The sequence below is a fragment of the Bacillus sp. 522_BSPC genome (assembly GCF_001076885.1).
Classification (GTDB): Bacteria; Bacillota; Bacilli; order Bacillales; family Cytobacillaceae; genus Niallia; species Niallia hominis.
The window spans coordinates 1-24918 of the sequence record NZ_JVDT01000020.1; the positions used below are offsets into that span (position 1 = coordinate 1).

Sequence of the window (24918 nt, forward strand, 5' to 3'; positions counted from 1 at the left end):
TAACTACCGATTCACCAGGTAATTCACTTTTTCAGTGGCCTCAAATTGTATGAGGCTATTTTATGTTTCATAGCTGATACTTTGTGAGTCTTTTCGTTTATTCTAAGGGAATATCTATTTTTTTATTATACTCTTTCATATAATGCAATCCACCAATATGAAGTTCTAGAGGCGTAGATTTTGTCTTAAATACTAAAGTTCGCATATTTAGAATCGTTTCATCATTGGTTTTTGTTAATTGTTGATTAATTGTTGTTTTTAGCGGAATCTTTTTTTGTTCCTCATTAATAAAACTTACTTTATCCAATAAAATGGAATCACTCGTTGAGATCCGTATATTCAATTCATCATTTAATTGGATGTTATTTATTGTTAATTCACCATTCTCAAATGATATTACTCTATTTACTTCTTTTCCTGTAAGAGAAATCGATTTATTTATTTCTTTATATCCAATAAAGTTTTTCATATGGATTTCGAGTGAATCTACATCTTCAGGTAACCCACCATATTCAATGGAAAAAGCATTATTTTTACCAAACGATGAAGAACTACTGTAGCCTTCTAATGGGAGGGGCTGGCCATTGACAATAAGTTCCACTCCGTCAAATCCATGACTGAGACGGTCATAATTCTCGACATTAAATGTTCCTTCTATTACTGTTTGAGTGGGGGTCGCTGTAATGGTTTTAAAATTAACCGTTCCTTTATCGACTTTTAATTTTTTATTAATAGATTGCTTCATTTTTGTTTGCCATGCTTCTTTGTGATTATAGGGAAAAGTAACCGCCCCCTCGATTATTTCGGTATCATTTTTCCAGTAATAGTATTGTAGCTTAAGTTTTTTTGAAAAAGCATTAATAGAATCATATTGTAAAATTCCCGTCATTTTTGTTTTATCATCACTTATTTCATAGTAAGAGCTATTAATATTGGCGTTCGTAAAAAAGCCAGTAATGCTCTGAGGGGTAAAAATACGATCTAAATCATCTGGTAAACCTTCTTCATTTGCTAATGTAATATAGACAACCAATCTATTTTCATCAGACATAAGTCCATTGATCGTTAATGTAGTACCATTTTCTAATAAAAAAGATTGCTCTATATTTTGACCGAATCCATCTTCGTTTAAATCTTTTAATGATTGGGTCATAAGCGTATCAAACCCTAATAGCTTTTTACCGTAATAAGCAATCGCATTTGATTGGTAAGTAATAAAAATGACTAAGACAATAGCGGCTACTGATAATGGGACCCATCGCTTAAAAGGAAAAAATTTAACTTGCTTAGCATAAAGCGCTTGCGCTAGTCTTTGTTCTAATTCTGGAGGTGCAGTTATGTCTGTTAACTTCTTTTGTTCCTCTAATAATTTCTGTTCAATTGAGTTCATACATCATGCCTCCCATAGACCCTTTTTAATAGGTTTAATCCATGGTGAATTCGTGATTTTACCGTTCCAACAGAGACATTCGTGATTTTTGCAATGGTTGCATTATCTAAATCGTGTAGGTATTTTAATTTAATTGTTTCCGCCTGATATGGATTTAAGGATGATAGCAGTTGTTCTATATCTATCGTCTCTGCTTTATATTTATAGGGGTCTGTTGTTTGAGTTGTACTAGAGTGGAGCTCAATATCATCGACAAGTAACTCTTTATGCTGTTTTTTTAATTTTGTTTTACAAAGGTTTACTAAAATGGTCTTGCTCCAGCTATAGAAGGATTCGATTTTTTCTAGTTGCCCAATTTTCTCATACAAGATGATAATCATTTCTTCCATTATATCCATTGCATCATGTGGATTCTTCATATATGAATAGGCTAAACGATAATAATCATCCTTTTGTTGCATTACTAACTGAAGTAAAGCTTTTTTATTTTGCTTTTTTGCCTTTTGTACGAGTTTTTTCTCATTCATGCGTTCACCTCTCATATATAGGAGTATTTTTCTGTATAAAAAGTTCATTTTTTTATAAAAAATAAAAAGGGGATAGTATAGATTGTAAAAAAAAGAAACCCAATGGCGAAAAGGAAGCCATTGGGAGTATGTTTATTGTTTTGTTAAAATAACCGGTCCATTAGCTGTAATAGCTATAGTATGTTCATATTGTGCTGATAGACTTCCATCAACTGTTCGTGCTGTCCATCCGTCTAAATCAACCTTGGCATGATACATGCCGATATTTAACATCGGTTCAATTGTAATAACCATTCCCTCTTTAAGAGGTGTCCCTACTTTTGGAGGACCATAGTGGGGAATTTGAGGTAGTTCATGCATTTCTTTTCCAATTGCATGCCCGACAAAATCTCGAACTACGCCATACCCTTTAGCTTCTGCGAACGTTTGAATGGTATGAGAGATATCTCCCACTCGGTTTCCAATCACCGCTTGTTCTATTCCTATGTATAAGGCTTCTTCTGTTGTTTTTAATAAGTTTTTTGCATCTGCTGAGACATTTCCTACGGGATAAGACCAGGCAGAATCAGCAAGCCATCCATCTAAGTTTACTACCATATCTATCGTAACAATATCTCCGTCTTTTAAGATTGTTTTGGAAGGGAAACCGTGACAGATCACATCATTTATGGATGCACATGTTGCAAAAGGATAACCATGATACCCTTTTTGTTCAGGAGTGGCGCCTCTTTGTAAAATAAAGTTTTCGGCAAACACATCAATTTCTTCGGTCGTAATGCCTGGTTTGATTAATTTTTTTATTTCTTTATGACAATCTGCAAGAATTTCTCCTGCTCTTTTCATTTTTGCAATTTGCTCTGGTGTTTTTAAATGAATCAATTGTTTTCCTCCTTTAATCTCCATTAATTATAACCTAGATCAACAAACTAGCCTAACTTTTCCTATAATATGCACTACTCTTTCTATCTTCATTTAGGGCTATTCTAATTATTTTATGAATATTCCTGATTGGCTGTATAAACTTGTCTTTTTTGGAAAAAATGGAGGCTATATAGAATGGAGGGTCAATAGATGAAACGCATCATATCAATGTTAATCATTACCTGCTTTATGACATCAATTTTGGCACCAAGCACATTAGCAGCTGAGAAAAAGCAAGAGCTAGTTGATAATGTAAAATCAGCCATTTTAATTGATCGTGATACAGGAACAATCATGTATGAAAAAAACAGCGAGGAAAAGCTTCCCCCAGCAAGTATGACGAAAATAATGACAATGCTTCTTATTATGGAAGCGATTGATCAAGGTAAATTAAAGCTAGACGAGAAAATTCGTACAAGTGAGCATGCGGCATCTATGGGAGGCTCGCAAATTTTCTTAGAACCAGGAGAAGAAATGACAACAGAGGAAATGCTAAAAGGAATTGCTATTGGTTCAGGAAATGATGCAGCAGTAGCTGTTGCAGAAAGACTAGCAGGCTCTGAAGAGGAATTTGTTCATTTAATGAATAAAAAAGCAAAAGAATTAGGCTTAGAAAGTACTCAGTTTCAAAATGTGACAGGATTGCCGGTAGCAGATCATTACAGTTCTGCAAAAGATATGGCGCTTATGGCTAAAGAGCTATTGAAATATGAAGATATTACAAAATTCACCGGTACCTATGAAGATTATTTAAGGGAAGATACAGATAAAAAGTTTTGGCTCGTTAATACGAATCGTCTTGTGAAGTTTTACCCAGGAGTAGACGGATTGAAAACTGGATTTACAGCTGAAGCTAAATACTGTTTAACAGCAACTGCTATGAAAAATGGAATGCGAGTAATTGCAGTTGTTTTCGGTGCGCCAACATCTAAAGAAAGAAATGCTCAAGTAACCAAAATGCTTGATTACGCATTTAGTCAATATGAAACACATCCATTGCATAAACGAGAAGAGGCAATTGGTAAAGTAAAGGTAAGCAAAGGTTCAGAAAAAGAAGTAACGGCGGTAACTAGTGAACCTATTTCCATCCTAACGAAAAAAGGGGAGCAAATAGATAAGTTAGAAAAAGTAATTACCATGAATAAAAACTTAAAAGCTCCCATTCAAAAAGGACAAGAAATTGGAGAAATTACGTATAAGCAAGATGGTAAAACATTAGTTACAAGTCCATTGGTTGCTCAAAAAGAAGTAAAACAAGCAAAATGGTGGACGTTATTTAAACGATCAGCAGGTATGTTTACAAAAACAGAATAATCTTTTTTCCATCTTGTCGAAATAATTTGTATTCCTTCTTTTTTTAGCGAATGAACACTAGTTTTGTCTGTGGAGAAGGAAAAGCTATATAAATCTAGAATAGTTTCTTTAAACCAAATAAGGAGGCTATTCTTGTGAGTCTTAATATTGAGTTGGAAGTAAAGAACAATGTACTTTGTATACGTCTATCTGGGGAATTGGATCATCACTATGCGGAAGAATTGCGTACAAAAGCAACTTCTGCCATAGAGAGCTATAATATTCGTCACATTGTGTTAAATCTTGAAAACTTAACATTCATGGACAGTTCTGGCTTAGGTGTTATCTTGGGCAGATACAAGCAAATAAAGCAGCTTGGAGGAGAAATGGTAATTTGTGCTATTTCCCCTAGTGTACAGCGCTTATTTGATATGTCAGGTATGTTTAAAATTATGAAGCTAGAAACAAATGAAGAATTTGCCCTACAACGATTGGGGGTAGCTTAAAATGAGAAATGAAATGCATATTCAATTTAGTGCTCTGAGCCAGAATGAATCGTTTGCACGTGTGACGGTAGCAGCTTTTATAGCCCAGCTTGATCCTACAATGGATGAATTAACAGAAATTAAAACAGTTGTATCAGAAGCAGTGACAAACTGCATTATTCACGGATATGAAAATGATCCAAGTGGAATTGTTTATATTTCGGTTATATTAGAAGATTCATACATTGATTTAACGATCAGGGATGAAGGGAAAGGAATTTTCGATGTAGAGGAAGCAAGACAGCCATTATTTACGACAAAGCCAGAGCTTGAACGATCTGGTATGGGATTCACCATCATGGAAAACTTTATGGATGATATCGAAATTCAATCAAGTCCAGATAGCGGAACAGAGATTCGTCTGCGTAAGCATTTAATGAATAGCAAAATGCTAAGCAATTAAGGAGAATCGTCTATGGATGTGGAGGTAAAGAAAGATAAGAAGGAAACGTATCTAAAAGACCATGAAGTCAAAGACTTAATAAAACGAAGCCAAGATGGAGATCAGTCAGCAAGAGATACAATCGTTCAGAAAAATATGCGTCTTGTTTGGTCAGTCGTGCAAAGGTTTTTAAATAGAGGCTATGATCCAGATGATTTATTTCAAATTGGATGTATCGGTCTATTAAAATCAGTGGATAAATTTGATTTAAGCTATGATGTTAAATTTTCAACCTATGCTGTTCCAATGATTATTGGAGAAATTCAACGATTTATCCGTGATGACGGAACAGTAAAGGTAAGCAGATCGTTAAAAGAATTAAGCAATAAAATTCGTAAGGCGAAGGACGAATTATCGAAGCAATACGGCAGAACACCAACAGTTGGGGAACTTTCTGAGTTTTTAGATATACCTCCAGAAGATATCGTTCTCGCGCAAGAAGCAGCAAGAACGCCATCCTCCATTCATGAAACAGTTTATGAAAATGATGGGGATCCTATTACTTTATTGGATCAAATCGATGATGGCAATGAAGGCAAATGGTTTGATAAGATTGCTTTGCAGGAAGCAATCCGTGAATTAGATGAAAGAGAACGTCTGATTGTTTATCTAAGATATTATAAAGATCAAACACAGTCAGAAGTAGCAACAAGGCTAGGTATTTCTCAAGTGCAGGTTTCTAGGCTAGAAAAAAAGATTTTACTGCAAATGAAAGATCAGATGGATTTATAAATGGGAAAGTCGGCAAATCTCCATATAGGAGGATTGTCGACTTTTTTATTTGGCTTTACGTAAGAAATGAACAGCAATATATTGAGAGGAATGGATCGAGAGTAGGAGTATTATATGGTTGAAGAAAAAATTACCACTTAGAAGTCCATCATATTTTATAAAAGATTATCGAATACTACATTTAATAGGAAAACAATGTGTGTTAGGACGTGGAACTTATGGCAGAGACGATATATATTCGGATGAGGCATCGTATTCAAAAAAAGTCAGATGAACGGATATTCCTACAGGATCTTGCGCAAATCATTGCCACAGATGAACTGCTGTCGTCACTAAAAAATGTATGTCTTTACCATATAACAGAACAGGATAAGAATATTATTATCATAGACAGTACACGACTTATCCGTGAGATAAAAAAGCGATATAAAGACCTGGAAATTCAATTGATTGGCCCTGCGCAAACAATTATAGAGGTAGTTTTTGAAAAGAAAAAAGTAGCCCTTCCGTTTTTTATACTAGTGTGGTTGTTGCTGTTTATTGGGTCTGGATTGACGATTATGAATTTCCATGAAGATGTAAGTATGCAGACGGTTCATCAGCGCATTTATATGATGATTACCGGTAAGGAAATAGAAAAACCATTAATTTTTCAAATACCTTATTCAATCGGATTAGGACTTGGAATGGTAATATTTTTTAATCATGTTTTTAAAAAGCGCCTAAATGAAGAGCCGAGCCCGTTAGAAGTAGAAGTGTTTAACTATCAGCAGTCCCTAGATCAATATATGATTATGCATGAAAATAAAGAAAGTATTAAAAAAGTAGATGATCATTAGTATTCTTTTTGTGATTTTTGTAGGGCTAGCCTGGGGAATTACGGTTGGTGCTGGATATGTTGCTTTTTTAACTGTATTTGGCATTATTCCTAGGCTGACACAATTGACTAAAACCTTCAGTAAAATCTATGCATATGAATGGGCTGCTGTTTTAGGAGCTGTTTTAGGTACAATCGCATTTTTACAAGAACCTACTTTTTCTTTACCGGCTTTTCTCCTTATTCTAATAGGATTGGCAGATGGAATATATGTGGGAATGATTGCGGCCGCATTAACAGAGGTTTTAGATGTTTTTCCCCTTTTAGCTAAAAGAATTGGAATTGACGATCGATTATTAATTTTAATGATGGCTCTTGTTTTTGGTAAGATCTTTGGCTCCTTGTTTCATTGGATCTATTTTATTCCATAATATTAGAAACGGAAAGGAAGTATAAAGAATGAATAATAGGAGAAAAGTAATCCTTATTACAGATGGAGATGAGTATGCCAAAAGAGCCGTTGAGATTGTAGCAAAGGAAGTAGGCGGGAGATGTATATCTACTTCATTTGGTAATCCTAGCCAGCATAGCGGCAAGGAAATTTTAAGTCTTATTAAGCAAGCCAAACAGGATCCGGTGTTAGTTATGTTTGATGATAGTGGGTTTGTTGGAGAAGGTACTGGTGAAAAAGCATTGAAATACATAGCTACACATCCTGATATAGAAGTGTTGGGAGTTATTGCAGTGGCAAGCAGGACGAGAAGAGAAGAATGGACGAAAATTGATGTTGCGATTGACCAAGATGGAGAACTGACTCCCTATGGTGTCGATAAATATGGAATTCCTGAAATCGAATTGGGAAGAGTGAATGGAGATACTGTATATGTCTTAGATGAGTTAAACTTACCACTTGTAGTTGGGATTGGCGACATTGGGAAAATGGGGAAAAAAGATTCTTATGAAAAAGGAGCACCGATTACGAGAAAAGCAGTTGAATATATATTAGAAAGAAGTGGTTTTTATGAGCAGTAAGACTGAAAAAAAGGTGCAGATATACGAAGATTTAGATAATGTGGAAAAATATATGAAAGACCGGGTCGGACTTGGTACGAGTTTTGATTTAGGAGTCCGCAAAATAAAGGTAATGCAAAAACAAGTCCATTTATATTATGTGAATGGACTATGTGACAGTGTCTTAATTGCTGAATTATTAGAACAGCTATTATTCTTAAATGATACAGATAGAAAATCACAAGCTAGAAATATATTTGATATTGTGGAAAATCAACTTGTTCATCAAAGTGTACAGCCGATTGAAAAAATGGATGAATTAGTAGATCAAGTACTTTCAGGATTAATTGCCATTGTGGTAGAAGGCTATAATCATGGGTTAGTGGTAGATGTCAGAAGCTATCCAGGAAGAATGCCACAAGAACCAGACACAGAAAAGGTAGTTCGTGGTTCACGAGATGGTTTTGTTGAAAATATTATCGTAAATACAGCCATTACAAGAAGAAGAATTAGAGATGAGCGATTACGCTTTGAAATTATGAGAGTAGGAGAGCGCTCTAAAACAGATATTGCTGTTGGTTATATTGATGGAGTAGCAGATCCTGATTTAATTAACATTGTCATAAAAGAGCTGAAAAATATTAAAGCAGATGGATTAACGATGGCGGATAAAACAATTGAGGAATTTTTATTAAAGCAAAGCTATAATCCATATCCTCTAGTTAGATATACCGAAAGAGCGGATGTAGCGGCGACTCATTTATTAGAAGGACATGTGGTTATCTATGTAGATACATCCCCAAGTGTCATTATTACACCAGCAACCTTTTTTCATCATTTACAGCATGCAGAAGAGTATAGGCAAGCACCATTAATTGGTAGCTTTATAAGATGGGTTAGATTTTTAGGTGTTTTTGCTTCGATTTTTTTCCTTCCTCTTTGGTTTTTAGTTGTATTAGAGCCATCCTTATTACCAGAGCGACTATCTTTTATTGGACCAAATGAAACAACAAATATTCCAATTGTCGTCCAAATCTTTATTGCAGATCTAGGATTAGAATTTTTGCGGATTGCAGCCATTCATACGCCAACACCACTGTCAACCGCAATGGGACTAATTGCCGCAGTTCTAATTGGACAAATCGCAATAGATGTAGGTTTATTTGTTCCAGAGGTTATTCTTTATGTGTCTGTTGCGGCAATTGGTAACTTTGCTACACCTAGTTATGAGTTAGGAATAGCGAACAAAATTGTACGATTAATTTTATTAATAGTTGTAGCAATATTCCATACACCAGGTTTTTTTATTGGAATAACTGTCTATCTTTTATTCCTAATCCGGACAAGAACATTAAATGTTCCTTATTTATGGCCGTTTATCCCTTTTTATCCAAAAGCCTTTGCACAAATTCTTTTACGCCGTACGGTTCCAGGTAACAGAATTAGACCTAGTCATTTACATCCACAAGATCGTTTTAAGCAGCCGTAAGCAAAAAATGAGGCAATTTGATTCTTGAATAGTAGTGAGCGAGAACGGGCAGATTATTTAAAGCTCCTTAGAGAGTGAATAACTGTCCGTTCTCTTTGGTAAAATTAGAAGATCAGCTATTGAGAATTGCCTGAAATTATGGTACATTTGGATAATTAAAGTGAGCTAATAATAATGTGAAACTTCAATCAATTGGCATTTTATCTAACTTGAAATGTTAGTTAAAATGAATCGTTTTTTACGAGCTGTATTCCTCTTCAATCTTTTTAAATCGTGATTTGATGGTGAGTGTTATGGCCTTCCTGACGGGATAGAAATAAGTTTCACAAACAGACAAGTGCTTTCTTTAGACTGTCTGTTTGTGATTAGGAGCATTTATAATATTTTATGGAAGAATAGAGGGGAATCAATGCACTATTACGGAACTTCAAAAGTAAATGATGCTGGTCATCTTGAAATAGGTGGCGTAGATACGCTTTTATTAGTCGAAAAATTTGGAACACCAGTTTACATTTATGATGTTGAATTAATTAGAGAAAGAGCTAGAGGGTTTAAGCAAACGTTTGACCAATTAGGTGTGAAAGCGCAAGTTGCTTATGCAAGTAAGGCCTTTTCTACGATTGCAATGGTTCAGCTAGCAAATGAGGAAGGCTTATCATTGGATGTTGTTTCTGGTGGTGAATTATATACAGCTATTGCTGCTGATTTCCCTGTAGAAAGAATACATTTTCATGGGAATAATAAAAGTAAAGAGGAGCTATTGATGGCAATCGATTATAAGATTGGCTGTATTGTCGTTGATAACTTTTATGAACTTGAAATGCTTCATCAATTATGTGAAGAAAAAAAGACAAAAGTGTCTATTCTTTTAAGGGTAACTCCTGGCATTGAAGCACATACGCATGACTATATATTAACAGGGCAGGAAGATTCAAAGTTTGGATTTGACTTGCAGAATGGACAAGCAGAGGCCGCTTTGTTGAAGGCGAAAGAGTCACCATTTTTAGAAGTTTTAGGACTTCATTGCCATATTGGCTCCCAAATTTTTGATACAACAGGTTTTGTACTTGCTGCAAAAAAAATAATGGCGCATTTAACAGATTGGAAAGCGAAGCATGAATTTGAGTCACAGGTCTTAAATTTAGGTGGTGGCTTTGGTATTCGCTATACAGAGGAAGACCAACCAATCAAGCCCGCTGAATATGTAGAAGTAATCATTAAGGAAGTTAAAGAACAAGTAAGCTATCTGAATATGAAAATGCCAGAAATATGGATTGAGCCAGGAAGATCTCTTGTAGGAGATGCTGGGACTACACTATATCAAATTGGTTCACGAAAAGAAGTCCCAAATGTCAGAAATTATTTAGCGATTGATGGAGGAATGAGTGATAACATTCGTCCTGCTTTATATCAAGCAAAATATGAAGCGGTTCTTGCAAATAAGCCTCTACAAACACCAGATGAAACAGTTTCAATTGCAGGGAAATGCTGTGAATCAGGTGATATGCTTATTTGGGACTTGCCTTTACCAAAGGCGGATGACAAAGATGTCCTTGCTGTATTCTGTACTGGTGCGTATGGGTATTCCATGGCAAATAATTATAATCGGATTCCAAGACCTCCAGTAGTTTTTGTGGAAAACGGGGAAGCAAGATTAGTAGTGAAAAGAGAAACATTTGAAGATTTATTACGATTAGATTTACCGTATAAAGAAGCTGCTTCTTTAAAAAAATAGAGGTTGGAAAAAATTAAATAGCCAATCTATAAAGACGAAAAATCTCAAATATAGTGCTTAATTAAAACTACTTTCTCATACTGGTTATCTAAGTTTTTTAAAATAGTCAGGCAGAAAAATGAAGTCGCTCCATTGGCTACCGGTGTGTAATGGAACAATACCGAAGCAGCCTTTTATCAAGCAAATAAAAGATCCGGACAACTATACAGAAATTTCGTATGGTTGTCCGGATTTTTTGTGGCTCATTAAGAAAAGAAAGACTTAATTGCATCCACTATGCTTGCAAAGACTTCTTTAATCTTTGATAAGAAGCTTTTTCCTTCTTCGCTTTCTAAATATCCAGTGAGTTTATCTTTCGCTTCACTTAGTTGATTTCCTACTTGATTCCAGTCTATGTTAATCTCTTTTAGTTTATTAAAGAAAGAAATAAGGCTCTGTAACTGCTCATCTGTTAAAGTGATATTTAATTCTTTCGCAGAATCTTGTATGATTGTTTGTACCTCTTCAACCGTTTGTGGTTTTTCCTCCGCTATCTGTTCTTTAATTTTTGCCATTAGAGCAGTAGCTTCTTCTTGTCCAATATCTTCTCCTAAATTAGCTGTTTCTACCATTTCTTCATTTGCTGCCTGTTTTACGTCTTCGGGGATTACGGTATCGGTTGACACCTCATATGCTTTAATAATACCTGTTAAGGCAGCAGTACCTGAAACCTCAATAGGAGCGGTAATATAAATTTTTGCATCTTTTACACCTGCAGTTATTAATGCATTAATATACATCTCATCAGTAACCCAGTTTATATTTTTCGTTGTTACTTGAATACCAGTATCTTTGTCCCCAATTGTAATCGCAGAAGAGGAAATCGCTCTAGTACCAATTAACGATTTTGAGATATAATTTCCTAAATATTGATGTTCTTCTTGATTGGAAACTGTTATGATTTCGGCATCTTCAGGAGCATTCATTTCGGTTAATAAAAGCTGCTTCTGCTCTGTTGTTAAATTCTCACCTAGTGTAACAATCATATCGCCTACTGCAACATCTGCGTAAGCTGGTATTGGTAACACTAGTAAGAATGCAAGTATCAATAGTAGTATTTTATTTTTTTTCATTTAATTCCCTCCTGTATTTCCTTCTGATGTACTAGTTTTAAGTAGACTATATGCCCATCTCTTAGAAATAGCATATAGTTACTTAATATCAAGTGACTATATCTAATAGACGTATATAAATAGTAATAAGTTTCCTATTTATAGTCATATTGTTTTTTCTTTCCCTTTATTATTCTCCATAATGCTTGAAAAAATAAAGTTTTTTGTAGCTTTTTTGTAGATGCGTGCATATTTTATATAGTATTAACTAGAGTTTTAACATCGAGTATTTACGTTTACATTACTTGTTAAAAAGGAAGCTTATTGGTGTAAGAATTAGAAAGAATGTTAAAAGAAATTAGGTAATTGGGCATATGTGGTAATGAATCCTAATGCTTATAAGATTTTCATTGAAGAATATCACTAATTTATGTATGATAGAACCAATAACATATATAATTTTTTTTGGCCGGTCCTAGATAATTCTTGCAAAAGAGGGAAGAAGATGATAATAAATTCGTGGCAACTTCGGTGCAGATGAATATTTTTTTGATTTTAGATCAGGAAAGATTGATTGAATCTTATTCTTGATGGGAAAACTGTTAATGACTATGTTTTAAAAATAATGAGGGATATTAATGATTATTCGATATAAAAAGGCATTTGAAAAGATTGCAATGGGATTATTATCTTTTATGCCTACAGAAAAAGATTTAAAAGTATTACAACAAACAATTAAACAATATGAGACGGATGAAAACTGGCAATTATTTCTGTGGAAAGATGAAGAAGATATTATTGGTTTAATCGGTGTTATTTTTGAAGACGAAGCTTCTATTACGATTCATCATATATCTGTAAATCCATCTCATAGACACCAAGGTGTTGGGAAATCCATGGTACAGGCTGTTAAAGGGCTTTATCCTAATCGTACAATGAAATCAAATGAATTAATTGTGAATTTTTTATCTAAGTGTAGCGATGGTGTTCAAGTAGATAAATAGTAGAAGAGACTGTTTCAGTTGTGGAAAAAACATCTAACGTTTTTCCTGTCTGAAATAGTCTCTTTTTAATTGGCTAAAAATAGTGCCTATTCTCTTTGACGCTTCTGAATAGCCTCTTCGCGCTCCTGGATAACGAGGCTTCTATCACGTTTTAAATGGCGATGTATAATTTCTATGGGGATATCTTTTTGGTTATTCCAGCTGATTTCCATGGAGTGTGCCAACTTTCTACATTGTTTTTCTAGGTGGGAATCAGAAATAGGTAACGGATAAGGACGAAATAAAAGGGTTTGCGCGATATTTTTTTCTTGTTGCCTTAATAAATAGAGTAAGCCTTCCCCATCAAGTCCTAACACATGTAAGCCTTCTTTGTGTTTTTCTAAAAGCTTCCTGCTTTTCATGATTGTTTTATGTGCCCCTTTGAAATTTTCCCTTCGATGATGATAGGCAGAGACGGCCATGAGGATGAATCCTACCCAAATGGATTCCTTATTCCGACAATCGACCTTTTTCCAGTATTCTTCTAATATTTCATGACACTCAAAAAAATCTTGATCCCCATGAAAATGAACAAGAAATTGCAGATATTCTTTTGGATACATAATCGTCTCCTTTATTATTAGGCTGGGCTTAAAGATAAAAGCCAACATTGTACATAACTTTCATTATATTAATAATTAAGCTTGGAAAATGCTATTTATATGGTTGTTATTATATCGATAAATGAAAAAAAATGTAATGATAAGCTATAAAATAGTGAATTGGATGATTTTTCTGTTGGATAACTATTGTGTTTCCTCTATACTAATACTATCATTATTAAGTTAAGGGTATTCTATTAGGATTTTGGTGAGAATGATGCAGTATAATGTGAAAATTGATAGTTTTGAAGGACCGCTAGATTTGCTTCTTCATTTAATCAATAAATTGGAAATTGATATTTATGATATTAACGTAGCAGAAATTACCGAACAATATTTAGATTATGTTCATGCTATGCAGGTTTTACAATTAGATGTAGCAAGTGAATTCTTGGTGATGGCAGCAACGCTTCTAGCAATTAAAAGCAAAATGCTCTTGCCAAAGCACGAGGAAGATTTACTTGATGACGATATGATCTATGAACCGGAAGAGGATTCACGAGAAGACTTAATTGAAAGGTTAGTAGAATATCGGAAATTTAAAGAGGCAGCCGACGATTTAAAAGAGATGGAATTAGAAAGAGGGCTTATATTTACAAAACCTCCGAGTGATTTATCAGATTTCAGCTTAAAGACCGAGGAAATGGCAAAGCAAGAATTAGATGTTTCTTTATATGATATGCTAGCTGCCTTTCAAAAATTGCTTAAACGAAAAAAGTTGCAGGCGCCACTTGCAACAAAAATCACGAGGCAAGAAATACCGATTGAAAGTCGAATGGATGAAATTGTTGGTTTCTTACGTAATAGAAAAGGGAGAACATCTTTTGATGAACTTTTTCCAGTTGCGACAAAATCACATATTGTAGTGACTTTTTTGGCTATACTAGAACTTTTAAAGCGAAGACAAATATTTGTGGAACAAGAAGGAAACTTCGCAGATATTTTTGTAATGGGAAAGGAAGTTGAATAAAAGGTTGAAAGTGAATGACTGGAAAGCGATTGTTGAGAGTCTTTTATTTGCTGCCGGAGATGAAGGATTAACGATCAAGCAATTAATGCATGTCCTAGATTTGGAGCAATTAGAGGTCGAACAATTAGTAGATGAGTTAATTAAAAATTATCGTAAAGATAAATCCAGAGGAATTTCCATTATTGAAATAGCTGATACTTATCAATTCGCCACAAAGAAGGAGCATTCGGATTATTTAAAGAAGTTAGTGGAATCTCCCCATGCTTCCACTTTATCGCAGGCTGCATTAGAAACGTTAGCAATCGTAGCCTATAAACAGCCAATTACAAGGGCGGAAATTGAGGATATACGAGGGGTTAAAACAGAAAGACCACTTCATACACTGGCTGCTAAAGCGCTAATTAAAGAAGTTGGTAGGGCAGATGGGGCAGGAAGAGCAATCCTTTATGGAACAACAAAGGAATTTTTAGATCATTTTGGCTTGAAGAATTTAGGAGAACTTCCTCCATTAACAGAAAAAGAAGAAGAGTTTAATCAAGAAGAAGCAGATTTGTTTTTTGAATCTTTTCAGCAAATAGAAGATTAAAAAACGCTGGTACTTAAGTATTCCGACCAAATATAAACCCAAACAATTATACGAGATGTTAACAAAAATTTCGTATAATTGTTTGGGTTTTTTATTTTTTCGAATAGACGCTTTTGGTTATCACCCGCAGAAAGCGTGTATTATGTTTTTTAATAGAATTACTGTCCTAGAAGATATGCGCTGACTGCATTTTAAAGACATGATGCCACCTTTATTGTCATACCTTTTATAAGAACGATTTTCGAAGGAATGGAGTTGACATATAGATGAGTAGTTATAATGAATATGTAAGAAATGTGTTGATTTGGAACCAGCAATTAAAAAGCTTATTAGAGGCAGAAGAAGTACAAAAGGAAGAAAGTATATGGAAAAGGCTTGATAAGTTTTCGTATTTAATGGAAGGGGTTCAAAGAAGACCCATTGAAACAGAAGAATTAATTAAAATACAACACGAGGCAGAGGAGCTCCATGATCAGATGGAAAGCTATTTTGCACAAAGACAACAGCTTGGAACAATATTTATGAAGGAGCCAAACATAGCCGTTGGGAAACATCAATTGCCAAGACTACCTTATGCTTATGATGCACTAGAGCCTTATATTTCAAAAGAAATAATGGAGTTGCATCATCAGAAACATCATCAATCCTATGTGGATGGGCTAAACAAGGCAGAGGAAAAGTTGAAAGAAGCAAGAAAGGATAATGATTTTACACTTGTGAAACATTGGTCTAGAGAGCTTGCTTTTCATGGTTCAGGACATTATCTCCATACGATTTTTTGGAGTAATATGAGTCCCAATGGCGGTGGGGAGCCAAAAGGGGCGTTATTGGAAGAGATAAAGGATTATTTCGGTAGTTACAAAGCATTTAAGCTGCACTTTACAGAAGCAGCGAAAGCGGTAGAGGGTGTTGGCTGGGCGCTTTTAGTATGGTCTCCAAGAGCAAGGCATTTAGAAGTTCTTCAATCTGAGCGTCATATGCTTTTAACACAATGGGATACCATTCCATTATTAGTAATAGATGTTTGGGAACACGCTTACTATTTACAGTATAAAAATAATAGAGGAAAGTATGTAGAAAATTGGTGGAATATCGTTAATTGGAAAGATGTTGAAAACAGATTTTTAAAAGCAAGTGAATTAAAGTGGAGACCTTATTAACTGGAAAGCCTAGTAAATTTGCAAAAAGATGTAAAAAAATATAAAGCTATCTTTGGTATGTAGCGCAGTATACTGGGCTGCATATTTTTTATTTCCTAGTAAAGCATGAATTATAGTCATATGCCTGTCTTTCTTTTCATAAACTTGTACAAATCATAAAAGGAGACGAGGTTGTGTTAAATGAAATCACGTAAAATTATTATTTTTACTATCATTACCTCCATTCTGTTCCTTGCTATTCCACAAAAAAGCAGTGCACAAATGTACGTGAGCGCTCAAAGTGCTATTTTAATGGAACAAGATTCTGGACGAGTTATTTTTGAAAAGGATGCATATACGCAAAGAAGAATTGCCAGTATAACAAAAATAATGACAGCCATTCTTGCAATTGAGTCTGGAAAATTGGATAAGACTGTGACTGTCAGTAGTACGGCCATAAAAACAGAAGGATCGTCTATCTATCTACAAGAAGGGGAAAAAATTAAATTAGAGGATTTAGTATATGGCTTAATGCTTCGTTCAGGAAATGATGCTGCAGTTGCAATTGCGGAAACTGTTGGTGGAAGTTTAGATGGATTTGTCTATTTAATGAACCAAAAGGCAGAAGAAATCGGAATGAAAAACACGCATTTTGCTAACCCTCATGGACTTGATGATCATGAAGACCACTATTCTTCAGCATATGATATGGCATTACTTACCCGCTATGCAATGAACAATGATACATATAAAAAAATTGCTGGAACAGAAAGCTATCGTTCTGAAAGCTCCAATGATAAATGGGATCGTGTCTGGAAAAATAAAAATAAACTATTAACAAGTCTTTATGAATATTCAACTGGAGGAAAAACTGGTTATACGAAGAGAGCAAAAAGAACGTTAGTTAGTACGGCTGAAAAGGATGGAGTGTCATATATTGCTGTCACTTTAAATGATCCTGATGACTGGGACGATCATATCAATCTGTTTGAAACGGCTTTTAAGCAATATAAAATGGTACAGGTATTAGAGGAAGGGGAAATAAAAGCAGTTAAAGATAAGTTCTATAAAAATAAAATTTATTTAAAATCAGCTGTTGAATTCCCTGTGACAAAGAAAGAGGAAGATTTATTTAAGGTAGAGTATAAACTAACAAAACTAAAGGAAGACTGGCAAAGAAATCAGGAGGATGTACCTGAAATAGTTGGTGAAGCAAAAATATATTTAGATGATAAGCTTGTTGATAGTGTCCCTATTCATTTTAAACATGCTAAGAACAAAGAAACCAAAAGCTTTTTAGATTATTTCAAGAATATGTTTATGGCAATGACTGGGGTTGGCAAGGATGGTTAATTATATTTGGGCTGCCCTTGCTATAATTGGCATTGTTTTTGCAGCTATTAATGGGACAATGGATGAGGTTAATAAAGCAATTTTTTCTGGGGCAAAAGAAGCAGTGACAATATGTATTGGCCTGATTAGTGTACTTGTTTTCTGGCTTGGAATGATGAAAATAGCGGAGCAGGCAGGCTTGCTCCGAAAACTTACAAACCTATTTAGGCCAATTGTAGCAAAGCTATTTCCAGAGGTTCCAAAGAATCACCCTGCAATGGGGTATATATTATCGAATATGATTGCAAATATATTTGGATTAGGGAATGCGGCAACACCATTAGGAATTAAAGCAATGGAAGAGTTGAAAAGATTAAATGGAGGCAAGAATACAGCCAGTAACAGTATGATTACCTTTCTTGCCCTAAACACATCATGTATAACTTTAATTCCGACAACGGTTATTGCAATTAGAATGAACTATCATTCTGCATCTCCAACAGATATAGTAGGACCAACCATTATCGCAACCATTTTCTCTTGTATTGGTGGGATTTTGATTGACCGCTATTTTTACCATAAGAGAATGCGGAAAGGGTGATGAGTGATGGAAATAATTTCTTTAATCTCATTGTGGATGATTCCTTCCCTCATTGGGTTTATTTTACTGTATGGGACATTTAAAAAAGTTCCAACTTATGAAAGCTTTGTAGAAGGTGGAAAAGAAGGAATTCAGATTGCTTTCTCCATTATTCCATATTTAGTAGGAATGCTCGTTTCAATCTCTATTTTTCGTGCATCTGGGGCATTAGAGTATTTTATGAGCTTTCTCAAGCCGGTATTAGACTTTATCGGGGTTCCATCTGAAGTAGCACCACTTGCCATTATTAGACCGATTTCAGGAAATGCGGCATTAGGAATGACAAGCGATCTAATTTCTACCTATGGACCTGATTCATTTATTGGAAGGCTTGCTTCTGTCATACAAGGAAGCACAGATACAACCCTCTATGTATTGACCGTTTATTTCGGTGCTGTAGGGATAAAGAAGATGGGGGACGCCCTAAAAGTCGGATTACTAGCAGATCTTGTTGGATTTATCGCTGCTATTGTTGTGGTAACTTTAATGTTTGGAAAATAACAACAAAATGTCTTAGGTGAAGTTTTTGTTTAGGAACTTTGTCTTAAGGCATTTTTTTTGTTTTTTAGTTTACCAGATTCTCTCTAAGTGAGTTCTAAAAATGGTTTTTAATTTTGGCAGTATTTAATGAGTAGCACCCCCTAATTTCAAAGATTTCTTTGAAATTTCATCAATTTATGTCATAATTCATAGGAATGGCAAAAAAAGAACGATCAAGCGTTTTGAATTAGTCTATTTTCTAATAAATTGACACTAATAAAATAGGATAAACATTTAGAAATACTTTATAAAAACGATCAATCATTTTTTACTGTTGAGAAATTGGATGAGGTGATAGAGTTGGAAAGACTACAAAAAGTAATTGCACATGCAGGAATTGCATCAAGAAGAAAAGCAGAGGAATTAATCCTTGAAGGAAAAGTAAGGGTTAATGGAAAAACAGTTAAAGAGTTAGGCGTAAAAGTCGGTTCTAACGATAAAATTGAAGTAAGTGGCATCCCTGTAGAAAGAGAAGAACCTGTTTATTTCATACTATATAAACCAAGAGGAGTAATCTCTAGTGTTAATGATGATAAAGGGAGAAAAGTCGTCACAGATTATTTCACTGAAATAAAAGCAAGAATTTATCCAATTGGACGCCTAGACTATGATACATCTGGCATTATTTTGTTAACGAACGATGGAGAATTTGCTAATTTAATGATGCATCCAAAGGGTGAAATTGAAAAAGTCTATGTTGCTAAAGTGAAAGGAATACCAGCGCGGGAAAAAGTAAAGCAATTGGAAAGAGGCATTATGCTAGAGGATGGAAAAACTGCTCCAGCAAGAGCGAAAATCCTGTCTGTCGATAAGAAAAAAGGAACAAGTATCGTTGAGTTGAAAATTCATGAGGGAAGAAATCGTCAAGTAAGAAGAATGTTTGAGGCGATTGGAACACCTGTTATGAAATTAAAAAGAGAAAGATATTCTTTCTTAAATTTAAATGGTTTACAATCTGGAGATGCTCGGGAACTTACAGCACATGAAGTGAAGTTATTGAGAGCAGAAGCACAGAAAAAGAAGGGGTAAGTATACCATATATATGATTTCAGCAGGAGAGAGTTTATTTAATACAATGACTTTCCTCTGCTGCTTCTATTTATTCACTGAATATCAGAAAAAGCTTTCTCATTTGTTCTGTTATAAATGGGTAATTCAACAAAAGTTCATAAAAGTGTCACATATGGCAATGGATGATAACAATATCTGCATGATAATAATGCTATAATAAATGTGACAAATAAGAGAAATCACCTAAATAATTTACTATTTAATTGGAAAACTGCAGTATAAATAATAGTCCATAAGATACATTGCATTTATTTATACATGTTACATACGAAACATAATAGGACAATAAATCGTTTCGTGTATTTTGTTAGGAGGTATGAACGATGGAGAAGGAAATTAAAATCCTAGTGGTAGATGACGAAGAAAGAATTAGACGTCTTTTAAAAATGTACTTAGAAAGAGAAGAGTTTACAGTAGAGGAAGCGGAAGATGGAGTGAGCGCTCTTTCTAAGGCATTAAACACTGATTATGATGTTATCTTACTCGATCTGATGATGCCTGGAAAAGATGGTATGGAGGTATGCAAGGAGTTAAGAGAGAAAAAAACTACTCCTGTTATCATGCTTACTGCTAAAGGGGAAGAAGTAAATAGAGTTCAAGGATTTGAAGTTGGTACAGATGATTATATTGTAAAGCCATTTAGTCCTAGAGAGGTAGTTTTAAGAGTAAAAGCTCTCTTGAGACGTTCAACCACCACTACATTTGAACAAAGTGACAGCTCATCAAAGGACGTCATCATATTTCCAGCATTAACCATTGATCATGATGCACATCGTGTATTAGCTAGCGGTAAAGAAGTAAGCTTAACTCCAAAGGAATATGAACTATTATATTTCCTAGCTAAGGCTCCAGATAAGGTATTTGATCGAGAATTACTATTAAAAGAAGTATGGCATTACGAATTTTTTGGTGATTTAAGAACAGTGGATACACATGTTAAAAGATTAAGAGAAAAGCTTAATCGCGTTTCGGAAGAGGCAGCTAGCATGATTGTTACTGTTTGGGGAGTAGGCTATAAGTTTGAGGTTAACAATGGATGAAGTTTTGGCGAAGCGTAGTATTTAAGCTTTGGATAACCTTTTTATTGCTGGTTTCCGTTGTTTTAACGATTCTTACAATCATGCTACTGGAGTATTTTGAGCAATATTATACAGAGCAAACGGAAACTGAATTAACCAATACAGCAACTAAAATATCAGAAATAATGAAAGAACATAATAATCAGACTGGATTAGAAATTGTAGGGGAACTTTTAGATCATTCGACTGGAGCAATCATCATTTCTTCTCCTGACCAAATTTATTATTATCCAGAGAGTCGTCTGCAGGAACTCTCCGTTTCTTACATTGAAGAAAATGAAGCATTACAAAACGTGGCATCAAGCAATGAGCCAACCGTTGTGATGACAAGATGGAAGAATAAGGATAATATACCTGAGCAGATAGCTATCGTAGGTTCTCCCCTACACGTTAATGGGAATGATGGTGCTGTTTTTATTTATCAGTCTTTACAATCGATGAATGAATCTAAGCAGTCAACAGCTAAATTTATCGTATTAGCTGCTGTTATTGCCATTATTTTAACGACGATATTTGCGTTTTTCTTATTAACAAGAATTACTGCACCTTTAAGAAAGATGAGAGAAGCTGCCTTTGAGGTATCTCAAGGGAATTTTTCGACAAAGGTGCCTATAATGGCGCAAGATGAAATCGGTGAACTTTCGATTGCGTTCAATGAAATGGCAAGAAGATTACATTTTAATATGAACGCCTTAAGCCAAGAAAAAGAACAGTTGGACAATATTTTAAGTGGAATGGCAGATGGGGTACTAACACTTAATCGAAATGGGAGCTTGCTCCTTACCAATCCACCAGCAGAAAAATTCTTGCAACACTGGTATTATGAAAAAGGCGAATTAAGTGATATGCATGCGCAAATTCCTAATGAACTGAAGAAATTATTTCAGCTTGCCGTCCATACTGGTAACGAGCAGATAGATGAAATCACTTTACAAGGCAGAAACTGGGTTATGATTGTTAGTCCCCTTTATAATAAAAAGGATATTAGGGGAGCAATTGTGGTGATTCGCGATATGACAGAGGAACGGAAATTAGATAAGTTGCGGATTGATTTTATTGCGAATATTTCTCATGAACTTAGAACTCCGATAAGTATGTTACAAGGATATAGTGAAGCAATTGTAGATAATATTGCAGAATCAGAGGAAGAAAAGAGAGAAATGGCACGGATAATCTACGATGAGTCATTAAGAATGGGGCGCTTAGTAAATGAATTTCTAGATTTAGCCCGAATGGAAACTGGCTATTTAGAACTAAGGAAAGAACAAGTTGATTTAAATAGCTTTATAAACCGCGTTGCAAGAAAGTTTAAAACAATTGCGAAAGAGAAGGAAATAGTTTTTACTGTTTTTATTTCAGAAGATATTGGTGAATATGAGCTGGATCCAGATCGTATCGAGCAAGTTTTAACCAATATAATGGATAATAGTTTACGACATACGCCGAGTGAGGGTACTGTTTCTTTACGTGCTCGTTCTGATGATTACGGAGTATATATAGAAGTGGAGGATACAGGGGCAGGTATTCCTGAGGAAGATTTGCCATATGTTTTTGAACGTTTTTATAAAGCAGATAAAGCAAGAACAAGAGGGAATGCAGGGACTGGCCTAGGATTAGCTATTGTAAAAAATATCATTGACGCCCATGGTGGCGATATTTCTGTTTACAGTAAATATGGTCGAGGGACGACATTTTTTATCTTTTTACCTCGAAATAAAGAAGAAAATTAGAGAAAGTGCCGATTCTTCTTGATTCATGAGAAACAATTTAACATAATAGAACATATGGGGGTGTCATGGAAGGATTTTGACCCTACAAGCTATTTTTCCATTTTGTATGTAGGAATGTTACTACATGCAAGTATAACTTGTAAGGGTAAACTTTTCTTGACCCCCTTTTATTATATTTATTCCACTATTAAACTTCTGTAAGACGGAACGCTTGCTAAGTAATTTCATGAAAAATAGGCGGGAGATCAACTGTATGTGAGTGCTCAAAATGTTTCAACTATCAGTATGGGATGAAGAAAAAGTACTGATGATAGTTGCACATTATAAGGAATAAGTAAAAGAAACTAGAATTAATTATAAAATACTGAAACTAATGACACTAAATTACGACTAATATATTGAACGGGGGAGGGGAAAAGATGAACTCCGTTTTTGATGAAATCTATACTAAGTATCATCATGACGTTTTTCAATTTTTATTTTATATGGTAAATCACAAGGAGACGGCAGAAGATTTAGTACAAGAAGTTTATATTCGTGTTCTAAATTCCTATCATCGCTTTGAGGGTAAGAGTACGGAGAAAACCTGGTTATTTAGTATTGCTAGAAATGTTGCCATCGACCATTTTCGTAAACAAAAGAATTGGAAAGAGCGTATTATTGATAAGTTTGACTGGTCCAAACGGCAAATAAAAGCAGATGGATTTCTTCCAGAAGAAATTACCATGCAATCGGAAGAAATGAAGAGTGTTTACAATGCGTTACAATATTGTACAGTAGACCAGAAAATGGTTATTGTGTTTCGATATATTCAAGAACTTTCCATATCAGAGACAGCGAAAACACTTGGATGGACAGAAAGTAAAGTGAAAACAACACAGCACAGAGCATTAAAGGCACTACGGACCTTTTTAGAGGAAAACGGGGGGGAGGAGGATTCTTATGCCGAAACAAAAGTGGAATGATGAAAAAATCAAGCAAACCCTTAAGCAATTGCCATCTATTAAAGATGAACGGAGCCCGGAATTTATTTATCATACTATCCAAATGAGAAAGAAATCTGTTCACAAAACAAGAGTATTCATGCCAATATTGGCGACAGTATGCACAATGATGATTCTATTTATTATTAGTCAAAGTTTTTTGGACAGCAATGAATCATTGGAGAGCGAAAGTAAAGTTGCTGATAATTCTGCTTTAATGAAAAATAGTGTGTCCGAAAAGGTAGAAGAAAATGAAATACAAAATTCTGAAATTACGGATCGGCAAACGAAAATGGCCTCACCGGCTCTTACAAAAGTTGCTATATATCATGAAGACGTAGGTGATTCTGAGGTAATAACCTATCCAATTCCTGATCAAAATATCCAAGTGATTGTTCCTGTTAGCATTTTAGTTGAAAATCCGAATCATTTATCTAGGTTTGATTTATATGTTCAAAATATAGATAAAATGATTGGTGTTAATAAACAGTTAAGTGACTATTTTCCAATTAGTCCAGAGCTGTTTACTTATCATTTAAGTAATAATACCATCGAAGTAGACACGAAACAAAAATTGACGAACATTGGTTCACATTCTGAGGACTTTTTTAATACACTAATTCAGCAGCAATTGCAGACAATTGGTGCAAAGAAAATGATGTTTTATACAGACGGAAAACTAGGAGTTGAGCTCGGTAATCGAAAAGAAACGACTATTGAATATAGTCCGCTGGAAAAACGTGCTTACTTCCTTTTGCAAGATGAATCAACAGAGAAACCATTATATGTACCTTGGGAAAAACCTTATGATACAATTGAAAATGCTTTTGATGCAATGGAAGATGATATGGAAACACATGGATTAACAGCATCAATCCCTGATACAATTGATATTGATAAGGTTTCAAAGGACGAAGGGAAAAGGCAGTTAATTGTCCATTTGTCAAATGAAAGTAAAATGGAAGAGGATCAGAAGACGTTATATGCAATCGAATCTATCCTTTTAACTGCAAAGGACTTTAAATACTCAACAGTTAAGTTTGAGAATACGAAAGTTGAAGCAGTTGGTGAATTTCAATTAACGAAAGAATTAGCTGTTCCAGTTGCTGCAAATAGAGTGGATATAAAAGAATAAAGGGAAAGAGGCTGGGACAAAACTAAATAATTAATCTTTAAAGACGAACAATCTTTAATTTAGCTCTTAAATAAA

At 34.7% G+C, this 24918-nt stretch carries 26 protein-coding genes; 21 read left to right on the forward strand and 5 right to left on the reverse strand.

Annotated elements, in window-relative coordinates:
* Positions 1 to 97 precede the first annotated feature (97 nt).
* From ADJ83_RS01920 to map, 3 genes are all read right to left on the reverse strand, one after another.
* Positions 98 to 1390, reverse strand: a complete 1293-nt coding sequence (locus tag ADJ83_RS01920) for a DUF4179 domain-containing protein (protein ID WP_031537328.1) — start codon at positions 1388 to 1390, stop codon at positions 98 to 100.
* The gene (locus tag ADJ83_RS01925; protein WP_031537329.1) at positions 1387 to 1917 is read right to left on the reverse strand and encodes an RNA polymerase sigma factor; all 531 of its coding nucleotides are present in this window, start codon (positions 1915 to 1917) and stop codon (positions 1387 to 1389) included. The genes ADJ83_RS01920 and ADJ83_RS01925 overlap by 4 nt, the downstream gene beginning before the upstream one ends.
* Positions 1918 to 2049: 132 nt before the next feature.
* Complete coding sequence (gene map, locus ADJ83_RS01930) at positions 2050 to 2796, reverse strand: type I methionyl aminopeptidase (RefSeq protein ID WP_031537331.1); 747 nt, start codon at positions 2794 to 2796, stop codon at positions 2050 to 2052.
* 192 nt (positions 2797 to 2988) lie between these two features.
* Here map and ADJ83_RS01935 point away from each other — a divergent pair, with 192 nt between their 5' ends.
* The 9 genes from ADJ83_RS01935 to lysA all read left to right on the forward strand — a co-directional run bounded on the left by ADJ83_RS01935 (position 2989) and on the right by lysA (position 10902).
* Positions 2989 to 4152: a D-alanyl-D-alanine carboxypeptidase family protein gene (locus ADJ83_RS01935; protein ID WP_031537332.1), complete on the forward strand. Its 1164-nt coding sequence runs from the start codon at positions 2989 to 2991 to the stop codon at positions 4150 to 4152.
* A gap of 134 nt (positions 4153 to 4286) precedes the next feature.
* A complete protein-coding gene (gene spoIIAA, locus ADJ83_RS01940) occupies positions 4287 to 4637 on the forward strand; it encodes an anti-sigma F factor antagonist (protein ID WP_031537333.1) in 351 nt (116 codons plus the stop codon).
* Position 4638: 1 nt separating this feature from the next.
* Positions 4639 to 5079, forward strand: a complete 441-nt coding sequence (gene spoIIAB / locus ADJ83_RS01945; RefSeq protein ID WP_031537335.1) for an anti-sigma F factor — start codon at positions 4639 to 4641, stop codon at positions 5077 to 5079.
* A gap of 12 nt (positions 5080 to 5091) precedes the next feature.
* Entirely contained in the window at positions 5092 to 5850 is a 759-nt protein-coding gene (sigF, locus tag ADJ83_RS01950; RefSeq protein ID WP_031537337.1) for an RNA polymerase sporulation sigma factor SigF, read from the forward strand.
* Positions 5851 to 6068: 218 nt separating this feature from the next.
* Positions 6069 to 6689, forward strand: coding sequence for a stage V sporulation protein AA (locus tag ADJ83_RS01955; RefSeq protein WP_031537340.1), 621 nt, complete (start codon positions 6069 to 6071; stop codon positions 6687 to 6689).
* The gene (locus ADJ83_RS01960) at positions 6679 to 7098 is read left to right on the forward strand and encodes a stage V sporulation protein AB (protein ID WP_031537342.1); all 420 of its coding nucleotides are present in this window, start codon (positions 6679 to 6681) and stop codon (positions 7096 to 7098) included. The genes ADJ83_RS01955 and ADJ83_RS01960 overlap by 11 nt, the downstream gene beginning before the upstream one ends.
* 28 nt (positions 7099 to 7126) lie before the next feature.
* Positions 7127 to 7699 (forward strand): stage V sporulation protein AE, encoded by a 573-nt coding sequence (locus ADJ83_RS01965; protein WP_031537343.1) that lies wholly within the window; start codon positions 7127 to 7129, stop codon positions 7697 to 7699.
* Positions 7689 to 9167 carry a spore germination protein gene (locus ADJ83_RS01970; RefSeq protein WP_031537345.1) on the forward strand — a complete coding sequence of 493 codons (1479 nt, stop codon included), beginning with the start codon at positions 7689 to 7691 and terminating at the stop codon, positions 9165 to 9167. The genes ADJ83_RS01965 and ADJ83_RS01970 overlap by 11 nt, the downstream gene beginning before the upstream one ends.
* 409 nt (positions 9168 to 9576) lie before the next feature.
* The gene (gene lysA, locus ADJ83_RS01975; RefSeq protein ID WP_031537347.1) at positions 9577 to 10902 is read left to right on the forward strand and encodes a diaminopimelate decarboxylase; all 1326 of its coding nucleotides are present in this window, start codon (positions 9577 to 9579) and stop codon (positions 10900 to 10902) included.
* 245 nt (positions 10903 to 11147) lie between these two features.
* On the opposite strand, the gene ADJ83_RS01980 is transcribed toward lysA, so the two are convergent.
* Positions 11148 to 12014 (reverse strand): DUF1002 domain-containing protein, encoded by an 867-nt coding sequence (locus ADJ83_RS01980; RefSeq protein WP_031537348.1) that lies wholly within the window; start codon positions 12012 to 12014, stop codon positions 11148 to 11150.
* A 617-nt stretch (positions 12015 to 12631) separates the two neighbouring features.
* On the opposite strand from ADJ83_RS01980, the gene ADJ83_RS01985 reads away from it, so the two are divergent.
* Positions 12632 to 12997 (forward strand): GNAT family N-acetyltransferase, encoded by a 366-nt coding sequence (locus ADJ83_RS01985; RefSeq protein ID WP_031537349.1) that lies wholly within the window; start codon positions 12632 to 12634, stop codon positions 12995 to 12997.
* An 86-nt stretch (positions 12998 to 13083) separates the two neighbouring features.
* Here ADJ83_RS01985 and ADJ83_RS01990 read toward each other — a convergent pair whose 3' ends face one another.
* Positions 13084 to 13599: a DUF309 domain-containing protein gene (locus ADJ83_RS01990; protein ID WP_031537350.1), complete on the reverse strand. Its 516-nt coding sequence runs from the start codon at positions 13597 to 13599 to the stop codon at positions 13084 to 13086.
* Between the two features lie 256 nt (positions 13600 to 13855).
* Here ADJ83_RS01990 and ADJ83_RS01995 point away from each other — a divergent pair, with 256 nt between their 5' ends.
* The 11 genes from ADJ83_RS01995 to ADJ83_RS02045 all read left to right on the forward strand — a co-directional run bounded on the left by ADJ83_RS01995 (position 13856) and on the right by ADJ83_RS02045 (position 24843).
* Positions 13856 to 14608 carry a segregation/condensation protein A gene (locus ADJ83_RS01995; protein WP_031537351.1) on the forward strand — a complete coding sequence of 251 codons (753 nt, stop codon included), beginning with the start codon at positions 13856 to 13858 and terminating at the stop codon, positions 14606 to 14608.
* Positions 14609 to 14612: 4 nt separating this feature from the next.
* On the forward strand, positions 14613 to 15194 hold the full coding sequence (scpB, locus tag ADJ83_RS02000; RefSeq protein ID WP_031537353.1) for an SMC-Scp complex subunit ScpB: 582 nt from the start codon (positions 14613 to 14615) through the stop codon (positions 15192 to 15194).
* 266 nt (positions 15195 to 15460) lie between these two features.
* Positions 15461 to 16354: a superoxide dismutase gene (locus ADJ83_RS02005; RefSeq protein WP_031537354.1), complete on the forward strand. Its 894-nt coding sequence runs from the start codon at positions 15461 to 15463 to the stop codon at positions 16352 to 16354.
* Positions 16355 to 16534: 180 nt separating this feature from the next.
* Positions 16535 to 17686 carry a D-alanyl-D-alanine carboxypeptidase family protein gene (locus tag ADJ83_RS02010; protein ID WP_031537355.1) on the forward strand — a complete coding sequence of 384 codons (1152 nt, stop codon included), beginning with the start codon at positions 16535 to 16537 and terminating at the stop codon, positions 17684 to 17686.
* Positions 17679 to 18266, forward strand: coding sequence for a nucleoside recognition domain-containing protein (locus ADJ83_RS02015; RefSeq protein ID WP_031537356.1), 588 nt, complete (start codon positions 17679 to 17681; stop codon positions 18264 to 18266). The genes ADJ83_RS02010 and ADJ83_RS02015 overlap by 8 nt, the downstream gene beginning before the upstream one ends.
* Before the next feature lie 6 nt (positions 18267 to 18272).
* On the forward strand, positions 18273 to 18806 hold the full coding sequence (locus tag ADJ83_RS02020; RefSeq protein ID WP_031537357.1) for a spore maturation protein: 534 nt from the start codon (positions 18273 to 18275) through the stop codon (positions 18804 to 18806).
* A gap of 339 nt (positions 18807 to 19145) precedes the next feature.
* Positions 19146 to 19874, forward strand: a complete 729-nt coding sequence (gene rluB / locus ADJ83_RS02025) for a 23S rRNA pseudouridine(2605) synthase RluB (RefSeq protein WP_031537358.1) — start codon at positions 19146 to 19148, stop codon at positions 19872 to 19874.
* Positions 19875 to 20239: 365 nt separating this feature from the next.
* Complete coding sequence (locus tag ADJ83_RS02030; protein ID WP_031537359.1) at positions 20240 to 20956, forward strand: response regulator transcription factor; 717 nt, start codon at positions 20240 to 20242, stop codon at positions 20954 to 20956.
* Positions 20953 to 22725 (forward strand): ATP-binding protein, encoded by a 1773-nt coding sequence (locus ADJ83_RS02035; protein ID WP_031537360.1) that lies wholly within the window; start codon positions 20953 to 20955, stop codon positions 22723 to 22725. Before ADJ83_RS02030 ends, ADJ83_RS02035 begins: the two co-directional genes overlap by 4 nt.
* 398 nt (positions 22726 to 23123) lie before the next feature.
* Positions 23124 to 23690, forward strand: coding sequence for an RNA polymerase sigma factor SigX (sigX, locus tag ADJ83_RS02040; protein ID WP_109768976.1), 567 nt, complete (start codon positions 23124 to 23126; stop codon positions 23688 to 23690).
* Positions 23668 to 24843 (forward strand): GerMN domain-containing protein, encoded by a 1176-nt coding sequence (locus ADJ83_RS02045; protein WP_031537365.1) that lies wholly within the window; start codon positions 23668 to 23670, stop codon positions 24841 to 24843. The genes sigX and ADJ83_RS02045 overlap by 23 nt, the downstream gene beginning before the upstream one ends.
* The last annotated feature ends 75 nt before the right edge of the window (positions 24844 to 24918 follow it).